General features: G+C 62.9%; 1 protein-coding gene. It reads right to left on the bottom strand.

Features of this window, described 5'->3' with window-relative positions; all coding sequences use genetic code 11:
• Positions 1 to 18,300 (bottom strand): non-ribosomal peptide synthase/polyketide synthase (locus RE4_RS27440; protein WP_060939716.1); only part of this gene is annotated, 18,300 nt, incomplete at its 3' end.
• Between the last annotated feature and the right edge of the window lie 148 nt (positions 18,301 to 18,448).

Below are 18,448 nucleotides of genomic sequence, written 5' to 3' on the forward strand. Positions count from 1 at the left end.
TCGCCGATCCGGTTCTGCGACAGCAGTAGTCAAGACCGATTCGAAGGCGTACATCAGGCGTGAGGCGGTGGATTCCTCGAACAGATCAGTGGCGTAGGTCAACTGAACGACAAGCCCTGCCGGTAGGCCGTCGTTGTCGAACTGTTCGGCCGCAACAAAATCGAGGTCGAACTGAGTGCTCACCACCGCAGGTTCGATGCTCTCGATGTGCAACCCGTTGAGAGTCAACCGTGAATCGAGATGGTTCTGTAGTGCGAGGCTGACCTGGAAGAGCGGTGAATAGGACTGCGAACGAACGGGATCGAGTACCTCGACCAGACGCTCGAACGGAACGTCGCCGTGCGCAAAAGCCTGAAGATCGACGTCGCGGACTCGGGACAGCAGGTCGGTGAACTCCTCACCTGGATCGACTCTGGTGCGCAACACGACGGTCCCCACGAACATACCGACGAGATCGTCGAGCACGCGTTCGCCGCGCCCGGCGGTCGGCGTCCCGACGGCAAAGTCGTAACTGCCGCTGAACCGTGACAGTACGACGGCCAGAGCAGCATGCAACACCATGAACGGCGTAGCGCGATGCCGTCGTGCCAGTTCGGAAATTGCCTGTTGCAGAGCAGGTTCGAGATGCACGCTCAGAAGCGATCCTCGTCCGGAGGCCTCAGCCGGGCGGGGCCGATCCAACGGGAGTTCGAGGACGGCGGGCGCTCCCTCGAGAGCGTTCCGCCAGAAGTCCAACTGTCGTGTGACGAGTGAGGTCGACGATTCTTCCGAACCCAACGTCTCGAGCTGCCACAGCGCGTAATCCGCGTACTGCACCTCGAGCGGCGCCCACAACGGCTCCATAGCTCGGGACCGCGCCTCGTACGCCACCATCACGTCACGCGTCAACGGACCCATCGAGAAACCGTCACCCGCAATGTGATGCACCGTCATCGCCAGGACGTACTCGAACTCGTCAACCTGCAACAGCGAGGCTCGAACGGGGATCTCGGACGTGACGTCGAACGATACGCCGAGAACATCGGCCAGCACGCTGTGGAGCGAATCCCCCTGCACCGTGACAATGTCGAGAATGTCGAGAGCACGAGGTTCCTCGACGACCTCCTGGTAACCCGTTCCGTCGTACTCCGGGTACACGGTTCTCAGGACCTCGTGGCGAGCGATCACGTCGGCGACACTGGCGCGCAACGCCTCGACATCCAATGGACCTGTGAATCGCAGAACCACCGGGATGTTGTATGCCGACGAATCGGGATCGAAGCGATTGAGGAACCACATACGAGTCTGCGCAGCGGAGAGCGGAATCCTCGCCGGCCTCGGCTGCGAACCCAGCGCGGGCCGCCGCGAAAGCTCGGCAGTTTCCACCACTGCAGCCAACTCTGCGACAGTGGGCGACTCGAAGACCACACGCACCGGCAAGTCCGTGCCCGCCGCGGCGTTGATCCGCCCGAGCACCCGAGTTGCACTGAGCGAATTGCCGCCGCGTTCGAAGAAGTCGTCGTCGATGCCCACCTCCCCCGTGCTTCCGCTGCCGAGAACCTCGGCAAAAGCGGTCGCCACCGACAGTTCGGCCGGTGTCGTCGGTGCACGGAAACCACGTGCCTCGAAGACTGGCTCCGGTAGCGCATGTCGATCTACCTTGCCTGTACTCCCCAGCGGCAGGGAGTCGAGCGTCATCAGCGTTGTCGGAACCATGTAGCCGGGCAGGGTGGCGCGCAGTCGTGCCAGAATCGCTGAGCTCTCGATGTCCGAGCCAGCTGCCGCGGTGACGTAGCCGACCAGGTTTTGCTCACCGGTGGCCGACGTCGTGACCGTGACCACCGCATCGCGGATCGGTCGTTCGGCGCGCAACGCTGTTTCGATCTCGCCGAGTTCGATGCGGAAACCTCGGACCTTGACCTGGAAATCTGCACGCTCGAGGTATTCGAGGCTGCCCGCGGCATTCCACCGAACCAGATCGCCGGTTCGATAGAGACGCTCTCCCGTTCCATTCGGGTCGGCGACGAAACGGCTCGAGTTCTGCCCCGCATCCCCGATGTACCCGCGCGCCAGCTGAACTCCAGCGAGATAGAGCTCACCTGCGACACCGGCCGGAACCGGGTGAAGCCGCTCGTCGAGTACATGCAGGCGCGTGTTCCAGGCGGGGGTTCCGATCGGAACTACGGCAACGTCTGCATCGCTCGTTCGGTGCGCTGTGACGCTGACCGCTGCTTCCGTGGGTCCGTACAGGTTGTAGACCTGCGCCGAACTCTGCTCTCGCATCTGCTTGGCTGTCTGTATCGGGAGGGTCTCGCCGATGCACAGAATCCTGGTGAGCGAATTCGGCAGTCGGCGCTCGGACACACTGAGCAGCGACAACATCGAGGGGACGGCATGCAGTGTCGTGACGTGCTCACGCTCGATCAGCAGCGTGAGGTACTCGCCGTCCTGCTGTGCCCCGGACTCGGCGAGAATCATGCAGGCGCCGGTTTGCAACGCCCACCAGTATTCCCAAACGGATAGGTCGAAGGTAGCTGCAGTTTTGACGAGTACGCGGTCGTGCGCGCCGAGCGGGAATTGATCCTGCTTCCACAAGAGTTGGTTCGTGATCGCTCGATGGGAAATCGCCACGCCCTTGGGCTTTCCGGTGGATCCCGAGGTGTAGATCGCGTACGCGATGTTGTCCGGTCGCAGGCAGGCGAGGCGTTCGCTGTCCCGAATCGGTGCTGCGTCGTTTCCGTCCAGATCGAGAGTTTCGATGTCCACGACGTGGAACTGCCCGTCGAGCGAATCGCGGGAAGTGCTCAGAACAACTGCGGGCGCTGCGGATTCGAGGATGTGAGTCGTGCGTTCTGCCGGCTGATCCGGGTCTAGTGGAACGTAGGCCCCGCCTGCCTTCACCACTGCGTACATGGCAACGACCAGTTCGACGGAGCGCCGCAGATTGAGCGCGACAGTCACTTCCGGGCCGACACCGATTCCGATCAGATACCGTGCCAGCCGGTTGCTTTCGGCGTCGAACTCGGCGTAGGTCAGGCGACGGTCACCGAGAACCAGCGCTTCGGCGCGCGGTGTTCTGCGTACCTGGGCGTCGAACAGATCCGCGAGGGTCGTCTCTGGAACGACGGTGTCGGTGCGGTTCCACGTGTTGACGGTGGCGGCGATCTCTTCGTCGCCGAGCAGAGCGACGTCGCCTACCGGGACGTCCGGGTTTCGACCGATCGAATCGAGAACGCGCAGCAGACGGTTGGCGAATGTCGCCACTGTGGATTGGTCGAACAGATCCGTTGCATAGGTGAACGACGCCGACATCGAACCCGAGTCCCCAGGGGTGACGGTCAGGTGCAGGTCGAACTTCGCCGTCTCGACTGGGGCACCAACCGCCGCGATCTGCAGTCCGGGTAGCTCGAACATTGTCGGCGTGAGGTTCTGAAAGGACAGTGCCACCTGGAACAACGGATGGCGGGCCGTCGATCTGACCGGATCGATGATCTCGACGAGCCGCTCGAACGGTAGGTCCGCGTGCGCGAAGGCTGCGAGATCCTGATCGCGGGTGTGGTTCAGCAGGTCCGTGAACGGTGCTGCCGTGTTCACCTGGGTTCGCAATGCCAAGGTGTTCACGAACATCCCCACGAGTGCATCGAGCGACTCGTGCCCTCGTCCCGCGATAGGCGAGCCGATGGTGATGTCAGCACTGTTGCCCAACCGGGCAAGCAGTGCGGCGAATGCCGCGTGGACCACCATGAACAGGCTCGCGCCTGATCCGACAGCAAGATCACGCAGTCGATCGGCGGTGTCCGAGCCGATCGTGAAGTGAATCTCCTTGCCGCGGTAGCTCTGACGGGGCGGACGTTGCCTGTCCGTCGGCAATTTCAACAGGTCCGGAATTCCGGCGAGCGCAGAGGTCCAGAACTGAATTTGTCTCTGAGCATCGGCGGAGGGATTCGCGTCCGTGCCGAGCAGATCATGTTGCCAGAGCGCGTAATCCGCATACTGCACGGGCAACGGTGTCCACTGTGGAGCTTCGCCGCGAGACCGCGAAACGTAGGCACCCATGACGTCGGCGGCCAGGGGTCCGAGCGATGATCCGTCCGATGCGATGTGATGCATGACGACGGCGAGCACATGTTCGGTCTCGGAGATTCGATACAGAGCGGTCCGCAGTGGTACGTCAGTTGTCACGTCGAATCCGGTGCCGGCAAGAGCAAAGAGCCGCTGCGACGCTTCGGCTTCGGTGACGTCATGCGGAACCAGATCGAGATCCACCGAAGACTCGGGCAGGATTTCCTGGCGCGGACCGTACGGGGAATCCGGATAGTAGGTACGCAACGACTCGTGGCGTTGGACCACGTCACGAAGCGCGAGAGCCAACGCCGGCGTGTCCAGGGTTCCGCTCAGACGAAGCGCCAGGGGCAGGTTGTCCGTGGCAGCCGCGGTGTCGAATCGATTGAGGAACCACATCCGATTCTGCGCCGGTGAGAGCGGAATACGTTCAGGTCGCGGTCGTGCTTCCAATCGGGGCTGATCATCACGTTCTGCCGAGTCTGCCACCAGTGCGAGTTCTGCGACGGTCGGCGCCTCGAACAGCGCCCGAACCCCGAGTTTGATCCCGAACGTGGCGTTGACTCGGGCAATCGCCCGAGTCGCGCTGAGCGAGTTTCCACCCAGCTCGAAGAAACTGTCTTCTGCGCCGACGGTATCGGTACCGAGAACGTCGACAAAAGCGCTCGCGACACGAATCTCTGCGAGTGTGGTCGGCACCCGGAACGTCGCCGAGGCGATGAACTCCGGAACGGGAAGTGCTGCGCGATCAAGCTTTCCGGCCGGAGTCAGGGGTAGCAGATCCAGCAGGATCACTGCACTGGGCACCGAGGCACGTGGCAGCACCGCGGATACGGCTTCGAGGACGGACTCCGCCGACACCGCATCTGTGGTGGTGACGTAACCGACGAGTTGATCGCCGAGAGAGTCATGTCGGTGAACAGTGGCGGCAGCAGCGCTCACTCCGCGAACGGAGGCGAGCGCTGATTCGATCTCCCCCAGTTCGATGCGGAGCCCGCGAAGCTGAACTTGGGCGTCGGATCGTCCGATGTACGCCAGTTCGCCCTGCTCGGTCCAGGCGACGACGTCGCCGGTCCGGTACATCCGCGCGCCCGATGCACCGAACGGGTTCGCCACGAAGCGTTCTGCGGTCAATGCCGCGCGCCGGTTGTACCCACGTGCCAGGCCGGGTCCCGACAGATACAGCTCGCCCCTGACACCGACGGGGACGGGATTGAGGGCGGAATCGAGGACCAGAACGTGTGCGCCTTCGAGCGGAATACCGATCGTGACGGGCGAGAGTGACGTGTGACGGTGTTGCTCGCCGTCACCGACCAGAGCTGCAGTGTCGTGGAGAGCCCCGGTCTTGGTGATGACGATGGTGCTCTCGGTCGGCCCGTAACTGTTGAAGAGTCTTGTCTGGCTGGGAAAACGGTCGAGTAGCTGCGGCGGAAAGACGTCGCCGCCGAGCACGACGACTTCGAGATCCGACAAAATGCCTGCGTCGACGGTGGTCATCGCAGCAGGAGCCGTCACCACATGGGTGACGCGATGACGCCGGATCACGTCGGTGAGTTCCTCGCCGGCAATGACGGACGGCGGTGTGATCACCATCGTGGCACCGGCGGTGAACGCGAGGATCATCTCGAACATGGACGCGTCGAAGCTGGCCGAGGACAGTCGCAGTACCCGAGAACCGCGCGATACCGCCAGATCAGTGCGGGTCCGAGCGGAGAACACGGACAGTCCCCGGTGAGTGACAGCGACGCCCTTGGGGAGACCGGTCGAGCCTGACGTGTAGATCAGGTAGGCAACATGATCCGCGTGCAATGGGCGGATCCGATCGGCATCGTCGACCTGCGCTGCGAGGTAGCGATCGAGGTCGAGATAGTCGATCTCGATCGTATCGATTCCGTTCGGAAGTGTTGGCGCCGTCTCGGAGTCGGTGATCACGACCAGCGCTGCAGAGTCTGCCAGCATGTGTGCGATGCGCTCGTCGGGATACGTCGGATCCACCGGAACGTACGTTGCTCCGGACTTGGCAACAGCCCACAGTGCGAGGATGGACTGCGTCGAACGTGGAAGAGACACCGCAACAGCTGTTTCGGGGCCTATCCCACGTTCGATGAGGAGCCGAGCCAGCTGTGAGGATCGCACATCCAGCTCGCTGTACGTCATCTCACCGTACGACTCGGAAACGATTGCCACATTCGCGGATTCCGAGTGCAGGGTCAACAGATCTGCCAGGGTGCGAACCGTTGGCGCTGACGGACCGAATGCCGAAGTAAGTCTGGTGTATTCGTTCTCGTCCAGAACGGCGATATCCGCGATTGCCACTTCCGGAGTCTCGACAATCTGCGCGAGAATCCGGTGGAACCGCTGCGCAAATCCGTCCACGGACGTGCCGGTGAAGAGGGCTGTGGCGTATGTCCAGGTGAGATTCAACGAATCTGCGTGCTGGACCATCGTGATCTGGAGGTCGAACTTTGCCGCCGCGACTGCGTTGTCCACGGCTTCGATCTCGAGACCAGGCAGCGTGAACGCAGCGGTTCCCTCTTGCTCCTGAGACAGAGCCACCTGGAAGATCGGCGCGTGGGCCTGGGAGCGAGCGGGTTGCAGTATGTCGATCAGCCGCTCGAATGGTAGGTCGGCATTCTCGAACGCAGTGAGGTCAGTGGCTCGCACCTGCGCCAACAGATCGAGGAACGACATCGCCGGGGTGAGACGGCTGCGTAGTGCCACCGTGCCGACGAACATTCCGACCACGTCGTCCAGCGCTTGTTGGCCGCGTCCGGAAATCGGTGTCCCGATCACCACGTCGTCGGTCGCACCGAGGTTGGACAGGAGCACCGCGAGGGCCGCCTGGAGCACCATGAAGGTCGTGGCGCCCTGTGTGCGGCCCAACTGCCCGAGTGCAGTGACCATCGCGGGCGCCAACACCAGTTCGGTGTTCGCTCCGCGCAGCGACGCAATCGCCGGCCGCGGGAAATCGGCCGGAAGTTCGAGAAGCTCCGGCGCGCCGGCCAACTGGCCACGCCAATACTCGGCCTGCGCCGAAGCAAGACTGGTCTGATCACTTTCCGAACCGAGGACCTGGTGTTGCCACACGCTGTAATCCGGATACTGAACAACCAACGGGGCCGGTGACGGCTCCGTACCCGAACGGCGCGCCGAGTAAGCCAGAACGAGATCCCGTGCGAGCGGCGCCACTGACGCACCGTCCGCGGCTATGTGGTGAATCACGGCGACCAGGATGTGTTCGTCAGCCGAGAGCTCGAACAGGTTTACCCGCAACGGGATTGCTCTGGTGACGTCGAACCCCTCGTCCACAGCGCCGACAATCTGATCGGCAACCTGTTCCGGAGAAACCACCGTGTGACGAAAAGGAACGTCGACGTCGTCGAGAATCCGCTGGAAAGGCCCTTCGGCATCGTCAGGGAATATCGTCCGCAAGGATTCGTGGCGAAGAACGATGTCCGACAGAGATTCTCGGAGAGCCACTGAATCCAGCCGGCCGCGCAGGCGAAGGACGAGCGGGATGTTGTACGCGGGCGAGGCAGGATCGTATCGATTGAGAATCCACATTCGCGATTGCGCCGGCGAGAGCGGGATTCGCTCGGGCCGAGGCCCGGCGGCCAGAGCGGGCCGCGTTCCGCTCTGCGCTGCATCGACTGCCACAGCGAGGGCCGCGACTGTCCTGGCATCGAAGAGAACCCGAACCGGGAGGGTGACTGAGAGTTCGGTGCCGACCCGTCCCATCACTCGGGTAGCACTCAGAGAGTTTCCACCGATGTCGAAGAAGTCGTCCGTCATGCTGACCTGGTCGACTGCCAGGACGTCACCGAAGATCCGGCCGATCAACTCCTCCGTCTTCGTGACGGGTGCGACATACGCATTCCGGCGCATCGTCGGGGCAGGCAGCGCGCGGAAATCGACCTTTCCGGCCGGCGTCAACGGAATTTCCTCGAGAACGATCACAGAGGAAGGAACCATGTGTGCCGGCAGTCGACTGGAGACGAAGGTGCGCACTTCTTCCGGATCCAGATGACCACCGACCACGTACGAGTGCAGCCCGACGGTGTCGTCTGCTGTCGTCACCGCAGTTCGTACACCGGAGTGCGCACCGAGCACCGCGTCGATCTCACCGAGTTCGATGCGGAAGCCGCGAATCTTGACCTGCGAGTCACTGCGGCCGAGATACTCGAGTTCCGTTCCACGACGTCGCACGAGGTCTCCGGTGCGGTACATCCGCAGCCCCGAACGTGAGGGGTCGGCAACAAATCGAGACGCTGTCAGGTCGCCGCGATGGTGGTAACCGCGGGCAAGTCCACGCCCGGTCAGATACAGCTCACCTGTCACTCCGTCCGGAACTGGACGGAGGCGAGAGTCGAGAACATGTGCGACGGTGCCGCGAACAGGACTACCGATGGTGATCCGATCAGTCGCCGACATGGGCCCCGCGAGGGTAGCCATGACGGTGGCCTCGGTGGGACCGTATGCGTTGAACATCTTTCGCGCCGATGCCCACTGCGCGACCAACGCGGCGTCGCACGCTTCACCGCCGACGATCACCGCACCGAGATCCGGAACCTCTGCCGGTTCGATCGTAGCCAGGGCAGCCGGGGTCACAAATGCGTGACTGATCTTCGACGCCCGCATGAGGGCTGCGAGTTCGCTTCCGCCGTAGATGCCGGTGGGAACAACAAGCATCGCGGCACCGGCACCGACAGCCATGGCCAGTTCGAGCACAGATGCGTCGAAGCTGGGGGAAGCGAAATGCATCGTGCGACTGAGGTTGTCGAGTTCGTATCGGCAAACCTGCTCGTCGACCAGCGCCGCGAGACCCGCATGGGAGACGGCGACGCCCTTCGGAGTGCCGGTGGATCCCGACGTGTAGATGACGTACGCGGTGTGGTCCGTGCGAATCGGTGACGTGCGCTCGGAATCGAGGATTCGCGTGTCACTGACGTCGTCGCGATCAAGCGACGCCACGACTTCTTCCGTCAGCGTCAGGATCGCGCCCGAATCAGTGAGCATGTGCTCGATTCGCTCGGCCGGGTAGCTCGGGTCGACGGGTACGAACGCGGCTCCGGTCTTGGCAACGGCCCAAGTGGCGAGTACAGAAGAGGCCGATCGTGGAATGGCGATCGCCACTACCGATTCAGGGCCGATCCCTCGCGCTACGAGTGCCCGCGCCCACCGATTGGTACGCCGGTCTACATCGTCGTATGAGAGTTCGAGGTCGCCGCAGAGTATGGCCGGACCACCGTTGGATTTGCTGACCCCGGCCGTGAGGATCTCCGGCAGCGTCAGCTCCGTCAAGACGACCGAATGAGCAGTTTCCTGACGTTCGATTTCTGGCAGCGTCCGCAGATCGAGGTCACCGACCACTGATTCCGGTTCGGCGACAACAGCGTCGAGAATGGCGACGAACCGATCCGCGAGCTCGCGCACAGTCGATTCGTCGAAGACGTCGAGGGCATAGGTCCACGTCGTGGTCACCGCCCCGTCCCGGCCCGGCGTCGAGATGTCCAGTTGGAGATCGAATTTCGAGATCGGAGCATCCAACGGGACCTGAGAGACGGCAAGGCCGGGAAGCTGCACGGATGGAGTCGGGATATCGCCGGTCGCGAGTACCACCTGGAAGAAGGGGTGGTGCGCCGTCGAGCGAGGCGGGTCGAGCACCTCGACGAGACGCTCGAACGGAATATCTGAGTGGGCAAATGCCGAGAGGTCGGCGTTACGGGTCGATTCGAGCAATCCGCGGAACGAAGCCGTCGGATCCACCTGAGTCCGGAGAACCACGGTTCCGACGAACATGCCGACGAGGTTGTCGAGGGCCTGATCGCCGCGTCCGCTGACCGGGGTGCCGATCGCGATGTCGGACTCCCCCGCCATCCGAGACAGCAGTACCGACAACGCCGTGTGCAGCACCATGAACGGTGTGGACCGAGTGCTGCGAGCCAGGGATTCGACGGCGCGGTGCGTCTGCGCCGAGAGGGTCGACGACACCGTCGCACCTCGATAGGACGCGACTGTGGGATGCGGCCGATCCGTCGGGAAATCGAGGCGGGTCGGGACGTGCGCCAATGCAGCACGCCAGTATTCGATCTGGCGCGCTGCCTCCGATTCCGGATCGTCCTCGTTGCCGAGAGAATCGATCTTCCAGAGCGTGTAGTCCGCGTAGTGAACGCTCAACGGCGACCACTGTGGCGCGGTTCCCGCGAGCCGTGACGCGTAGGCCGTCATCACATCCGCGGCCAGTGGTTGCATCGACCAACCGTCGCCACTGATGTGGTGGACGACGAGTACAAGAATATGCTCCCGACCAGACCTCCGGAGAAGCGAAGCCCGCACCGGAACCTCGGTGGTGACGTCGAACCCGGCACCGACCAATTCGCCGATAGCCGCGACGGGGTCACTGACATCCGCGGGTTCGAGAGCAACTGGCGCGTCGTCGAGAATGCGCTGGTAAGGACCTTGATCCGAATCCGGATAGAGAGTGCGCAGCACCTCGTGCCGGTCGATGACATCGCTGATCGCCTGGCGCAAAACCTGAACGTTCAGGTCGCCGGACAACGAGAGTGCTGCCGCGATGTTGTACGCCCCGGATTCCGGATCGAATCGGTTGAGGAACCACATACGTTGCTGGGCCGGTGAGAGCGGAATCCGGTCCGGTCGAGGGCGCAGTCCGAGCTCGGTGAACCTGGACGGCGCGCTGCCGGCGACGAGTCCGGCCAGCGCACCAACTGTCGGAGCGTCGAACAGGTCTCGGACACCCAGAGTCGATCCCAGTGCCGAGTTGATCCGTGCCACCACCCGCGCAGCCGTCAGAGAGTTGCCACCGAGCGCGAAGTAGTCGGCGGTGAGGCCGATTTCGCTCACACCGAGGAGTTCGACAAAGATCGCGGCAATGGTCTTTTCGGGTTCGGTGACGGGAGCGACGTACTCAGCTGCCGCCGAATCCGGTTCCGGCAGCGCACGCCGGTCGAGTTTTCCGTTGGGGCCCAGCGGCATCGACGTCAAGAACACGAATGCGGAGGGAACCATGTAGGTAGGCAGCTTCGCCTGCGCGTGCGCGCTGAGAAGGGCACTGTCGATTGCCGAATCAGCTGTCACGTAGGCGATCAGACGATCCTGACGGACGACGGTGGCGGCCGAGAGAACTCCCGACAGTTCCAACAGGACCCCGTCGATTTCTCCGAGTTCCAAGCGCTGCCCGCGAAGCTTCACCTGGAAGTCGGTACGACCCAGATACTCGATCTCACCGGTGGAGTTCCACATGACGAGGTCGCCGGTCCGATACATCCGGCCGGGACCGAAGGGGTTGGCTACGAAACGATCTGCTGTCAAGTCAGAGCGTTGCACGTAGCCGCGGGCGAGTTGGACTCCCGCGAGATAGAGTTCTCCCGCCACTCCGATCGGGCTCGGCGCGAGGCGGTGGTCCAGCACATAGGTCTGAGTGTTCCAGACCGGAGCGCCGATCGGCACCGGACCTGTTGCGGCGGCATCCGTCTGGTGGAAAGTGACATCGACGGCAGCTTCGGTGGGACCGTAAAGATTGTGCAGACGTGCACCGAATCGTTCGTGGAAGCGAACGACCGTCGCACGCGGAAGTGCCTCGCCGCTGGCGAACACCTGACGAACGGATCGAAGTTGTGCGAGATCTCCGTCGACGAGGAAGACGTCGAGCATCGACGGGACGAAGTGCAAGGTGGTGACACCTTCGCGAGCGATCAGCTCGGAGAGGTACCGAGAATCGCGATGTCCATCGGGTTCTGCAACTACCAGTCGCGAGCCGGCGACGAATGGCCAGAACAACTCCCACACCGAGACGTCGAAGGTGGCGGGTGTCTTGTGCAGCACGACGTCGTGACGGCCGAGCGGATATTCATGTTGCATCCACAGCAGGCGATTGACTATCGCTCGATGCGACACTGCAACGCCCTTGGGCTTTCCGGTGGACCCGGATGTGAAGATCACATAAGCAACGTGATCCGGTGATACACGACCGAGACGCTCGACGTCTGCGAGCCGCTCGGTGGAGTACCCCGACAGATCGATCTCGTCGAGAAGTACGGGGTTGACCCCATCGGGCAGCGATGTGGCGTCGGCCGCGACCGACAGGACGACCGACGGTGCTCCGATGTCGAGCAGGTACCGGATCCGCTCGTCCGGATGCTGCGGATCGATCGGAAGATACGCACCGCCGGCTGCGATGACGGCGTGCACTGCCACCACGTACTGCGCGCTCCGGTGCAGAGCGATCGCGACCAGTGACTCCGGCCCGACGCCGCGTTCTACGAGGTGACGAGCGAGAGAGTTGACCTGGGACCGAAATTCTCCGCGACTGATCGTCGTGCCCGCGAAGGTCAGTGCAGCATCGGCCAAGTCGGCGATACCCGAGTCGACGATTTCCGAGTCGGCGATTTCCGAGTCGGCGCCGAGTAGGTCGAGCAGCGTCTTGTCAGCGATGACGTGGGAAGTGTCGTTCCACTCGTCGAGTACGAGCCGTCGTTCGGCCGCGTCGAGATAGTCGATGTCCCGGATACGGATTTTCTCGCCAGTCATCGCGCCCAGTATCGATGCAAGGCGTCGGCCTACACGCTCTGTTGCGTCGTGGTCCATCGCATCGGGTGCGTACTCGATGGTGAGGTGAAGGCTCGGTTCGAGGACCGTGATCAGGGCGAGCGGGTAGTGAGTCGCGTCGGCGACCTCGATTCCCGTAACTCGCATCCCGGCGATATCCGTCGCGGATTCGAGCGCCGAACGGTCGACGGGATATGACTCGAACACCGTCAACGTGTCGAACATCGCGCCGGCGCCCACGGCCGACTGCACCTCGGCCAGGCCGACGTGGTGACTGTCGAGCAGCCGAACCTGCTCGGACTGAACGTGTTCGAGGAGTTCGGACACCGAATTGTCCGGGTTGACACGAACGCGAACAGGAACTGTGTTGATGAACAACCCGAGAATGTCTTCGACCCCGGTCAGCGACGCGGGTCGACCCGAGACGGTGGCTCCGAACACGACGTCGTCGCGTCCGAGCATTCCACTGAGCAGTAGACCCCACGCAGTCTGGACGACAGTGTTGACCGTGACGCCGCTGCGCCTGGCCAACTCGAAGATCGCCTCGGTCGACGAGGCTTCCAGCGGGACTTCGACATCCACGGGAACTGCGTGCACGGAGGACTCCGTACGGTGTGGTGCGATCAGCGTCGGTTCGTCTACTCCAGACAGTGCGCCGATCCACCTGTCCAATGCCGCGCCGTTGTCTTGTTCGGCGAGCCAGTGCAGATAGGTGCGATACGACCGAGCGGGAACCGGCAGCGACGCGTCTGCGGCGTAGAGCGACAGAAGATCGCGCACCAACAACGGCATGGACCAACCGTCGAAGAGAATGTGGTGATTGGTCACGATCAGGTGCGCCGAATCCGCACCCTGGCGTACCAGGACTGCACGAAGCAGTGGGGGCGCGCTCAGATTGAACGGTGCCGTGCGCTCGAGTTCCGCGACGACGTGCGGATCATCCCCGAGCACCTCCCGCCATGGAGTTGTCACGGAATCGAGAACGAGCTGTGCTGCAACGCCGTTCGAGTCGTACACGAAAGCAGTCCGAAGTGCGGTGTGGCGCTCGAACAGTCTCGAAAGCGACCGCTGTAGTCGATCGCTGTCGACGATCCCGGCGAGGGACAGAACGATCTGGCCGGTGTAGACGTCGACGGCATCGGCGGTGAGGCCGGCGTGAAACTGGAATCCGGCTTGCAGCGGCGAGAGCGACCAGATGTCCTCCAGGTGGCCGAACTGCTTCTCCCACAGTTCTATTTCGTCCTGCGAAGCCGAGACCAGGGGAACGTCTGACGGTGTAAGGCCGGCATGATCACCGACGGAGGCGGCAATCTTCTCCAGTTCGACGCGCCACGCCGTCGCGAGCTCCGCGACTGCAGCGGGTTCGAAGATACCTTCGGGGAAAGCAAATGACGCCGAAAGGAACTCGCCTTCCGGACCGTCCATGACGGCGGCATTGATGTCGATCGCGTAACTGACCGCGAGATCGCTTCCGCTGCCGTTGTTGAGATCGATTCCGGCGTCGGGAATCCAGCCCGCGGCCCGCAATTCGTCACCGAACTCCGCGGTGGACATCTTGCCCAAGTAGTTGAAACCGATCTGCGGTTCCGGGCCGGTCAGCATCCCTGCACGTCGGAGCAGCCCGTAACCGATACCGGACCCCGGCGTGGTTCTCAGCTGTTCCTTGACGGATTTCACGACCGCCGGCGTGTCCACTCCGAGTCCGGTGAGATCGATCCGAACCGGGTACACCGCCGTGAACCAGCCGACGGTCCTGGACAGGTCAGCGCCGGGCAGCACGTCTTCGTCTCGTCCGTGACTTTCGAGCGAGACCAGCATCCGCTGTGATTCGCTCCAGGTGCGCAATGCCAGGGCAAGGGCACTGAGCAAGCCGTCGTTGACACCGGTCCGATAGTGCGACGGTACCGCGCGCAACAGGTGATCTGTTGTGTCACGGTCGATGTCGACCCGGACCCGACGCAGTGACGACCCTCGGTCCCGTTCCGCATCGAGAGGACGCGAACCGATCGGCGCACCATCGGAGTCGACGACCTCACGCCAGTACTCGAGTTCCGCCGACGGTGACAGCTCGGTGAGTCCGTGCGACCAACGCCGCAGTGACGTTCCGACGGGCATCAGTACCGGCGTGCCACCGTGAACGATCTGTTGCCAGGCTACAACGAAGTCCGGAAGGAGAATCCGCCACGAGACGCCGTCGACAACCAGATGGTGGATGACGACCACCAATCGGCCCGAATCGTGCGTCGAGTCGAGCCAGACGATCTGAGCAGTATCGCCGCGGTACGGATCGAGCCTCGACGCGGCGTCCGCGGTCGCCTGGGTGAGAGCTTCCTCGAACTCGGGGGTTCCGGGTAGCGCTTCGGTGACGGTCCGACGAACCCATGTATCGACAGCACAGCCAGGGGCAATGTCGAATCCGGAGTGGTCGGGCAGCAAACGCGCGCGAAGAGCGTCGTGTTGATCGACAACTACTTGAAGAGTTGCCGCGAGGCGCGAGAGATCAAGTCCGACAGGAACACTGACCGACACGGCTTGATAGAAGTTCTCGATGCTGCCGGCCGTGCCCAGTATCTTGGCTGCGATCGGGGTCAGCGGGACAAACCCCACTCCCTTACCCGGCAGTTCTTCGAGTACGACCGATTCATCTGCCGGGAGTGCGATTTCGGCCAATCGCGCCACCGTCTTGCGTTCGAACACGTCGCGAGGAGTGAAGACAACTCCGGCGGCTTTTGCTCGAGAGACGAGCGAGATCGCGACGATGCTGTCTCCACCCAGCGCGAAGAAGGAATCGTCGACGCCGACTCGCTCGACGCCGAGTACCGACGCAGCGGCGTCGGCGATGATGCGCTCGACCGGACCGCTCGGCGCCCGGTAGTTCTGAGCCGCCGAACGAAATTCCGGTTCGGGTAGCGCCTGGCGATCGAGCTTGCCTGCCGGGGTCAGTGGCACTTCGGCCAGCGGTATCAGCTGGGACGGCACCATGTGAGCGGGCAGGAATCGAGATGCGTGTGCGATCAACGCTTCTTCGTCGAGATCGTGTCCCGGCTTGATCTTCACATACGAGTGCACGGTGCCGCCGGCAAGCGTCACCACGAAATCGACGGATTCATGGCGTGCGAGCACAGCGTCGATCTCACCGAGTTCGATGCGAAGTCCATTGACCTGCACCTGGAAATCGGAGCGGCCGACGTACTCGAGTTCGAGAGTCCGAGTCCAGCGGACCACGTCTCCGGTGCGGTACAACCGAGTTCCGCCGCCGAGAGGATCGGCGACAAAACTCGCAGCGGTGAGAGCTGAACGTGAGTGGTAGCCCTGCGCCAATCCGGGGCCACCGAGATACAGTTCACCGGCCACCCCGGTCGGCACAGGTCGCAACCAGCGGTCGAGAACCATCAGATGCGCGCCCTGAATCGCAGAACCGATCGTGATGGCCTCGTCCGACGCCAGCGGGGGTGTCGTGGTGATGACGATGGTCGACTCGGTGGGGCCGTAACTGTTGTAGAACCGGCAGATCGGGCCGAAGCGTCGAACCAGGTCCGGCGGGCACACGTCACCTCCGACAACCACAGCTTCGAGATCCGGAAGATCGGTGGCGTCCACCGTGCCCAGAATTGCCGGCGCACTGATGATGTGGGTGACGCGCTCGCTGCGCAGCAGTTCTGTGAGCTCGCCGCCGCCGTAGACATCTGCCGGAGCGATGACCATCGTCGCCCCGGCACTGAACGCCTGAACCATTTCGAAGACGGAGGCGTCGAAACTCGCGGACGAGAATCGCAGAACTCGCGAATTCGCACCGACGCCGAGTTCGGGGCGACCCCACGCGGTGAAATCGACCAACGCATTGTGCGTGACGGCAACACCTTTCGGTGTACCGGTGGAACCGGACGTGTAGATCAGATAGGCGATGTGATCGCTTCGCAACGGCGCCGTGCGGTCAGAGTCGTCGACGACGGACTCGTCGCCGACAAAGCTGAAGGCGTCGATCGAGATGTAGTCCAGATCGACGGGCAGCATCTGATGGACAGTCGAATCAGTAATTCCCACAACAGCATTACTGTCCCCGACCATGTGACCGATTCGTTCGACCGGGTACGTCGGATCGACCGGAACTGATGCAGCGCCGGTTTTGGCAACCGACCACCACGCGATGACGGCGTCGATGGATCTCGGCAGCGCGATCACGACAATGGTGCCAGGACCCACTCCGCGCCGGATCAGCGTTCGAGCGAGTACGTTGGAGCGACGATCGAGTTCGCGGTAGCTGAGCTGCTGGGTACCGCAGCTCAGTGCGATCCCCTCAGACGACGCCGCGACGCCGTGGGCGAGAATCGTGGGCAAGGTCATCGGTGCCAGTGCGTCAGGGCCGCGTGCCGGAACGAGCGACTTCCGCTCGGCTTCGCTCAGGATCTCGAGATCGTGAACACGAGTGTCCGGCAGCGCTTGCGTGTACCGGGACAGCAGTTCGACGTATCGGCGGACATGGTCGCTCAGGACATCTGCGGTGTACAGATGGGGATTGGCTTCGAAATCGATTCGCGGCGCCTCTCCCGAGGCACTCGGATAGATGTTGACCGACAGGTCTTCCACCGGCCCTGTCGACAAGATGTGGAATCGACCAGTCACCGACCCCAGGACCACTTCGGGGTGAAAGTTCATGATGTTGATCGCGGGACCGAAGAACCCACGCTTGGCACCGACGCCTCGATCGCGCCTCATGTCCTCGGTGCGGTACCGCTGATGTCTGAGCGCGCCGGTCAGTTCGAGCGAGGCAGCCGCGCTCAATTCGGCAACCGTGGTCGAAGCGGTCACCGCGAGGCGCAGCGGAACGACGTTGGAGATCATGCCACCCGAACCGCGCAGAACCCTGTTCGTTCGCGCGGTCACCGGCAAACTCAGCACTACGTCTTCGGTGCCGGTCACCCGGGCGAAGTAGAGCGCGAAGGCAGCCACCGCCGCCGCCGAAGAGAACTCGTCCGCCTTCGCCGTCGCGTTCGCACTGTCGAGTGTTCGGCCGACCACGACCGCACCCGGTGTGGCGTCCATCCGCTTCCCGGCCAGACTTGCCACGGCCGGAAGCTCTGCTGTCTTGGCTGCCCAGTAGTCCTGATCTCGGCGGAATCGCGGCGAGTGCCGATACTCGGCCTCGGCGTCGTGCACGGCCAGAAGATCGGTTGCCGACGATTCGGGGACTGAAAGGCCGGCGACCTCCGCTGAGTAGAGCTCGGCGATGCGTGTCATGAAGTTCATGGCGCCGTAGCCGTCGAGGACTAGATGATGGATCCGGCAGTACCAGAACTGGCGGTTCGCGCCGACGCTCAGGACGGCTGACTTCACCAATCGATCGGCGAGCAGATCAAAAGGTCGGGTGTACTCCTGCCGCATCCACTCGAGTGCGGCTGCCTCCGGCTCGCGCTCACCGCTCAGATCGACGACTTCGACGCTCTGACTGAGCTCGGAATCGATCTGCTGAAACGGTTCGCCGTCGATCTCGAGCAGTTTCAGCATCCCGGAGCCGAACTCATGCGCTGCTGTGACGCAGGCACTTTCGAGCACCGCCGCGTCGAGAGTCCCGTCGACTACGACATACTGCGCGATCGTGATCGGCACATCAGTGCGCAGTAGCTGGGCAAACCAGATTCCGCGTTGCGCGCTGGTCAGCGGAAAGGGCTCGAAACGTCGATCAGCATGCACAGCGTCGTTCTCTCATCTGCCGAAAAAAGTACCGACGGCCTGCATCGATTGCCGTGGACCTGCGGCGCGAGACGACCGTGCCGACTACCACTCGACACAGTCCGCCGATTGATCAAAGATAGGGTTGCATAACCTTCCCATCTCGTCA

Source organism: Rhodococcus erythropolis NBRC 15567 (assembly GCF_001552595.1).
Classification (GTDB): Bacteria; Actinomycetota; Actinomycetes; order Mycobacteriales; family Mycobacteriaceae; genus Rhodococcus_F; species Rhodococcus_F erythropolis.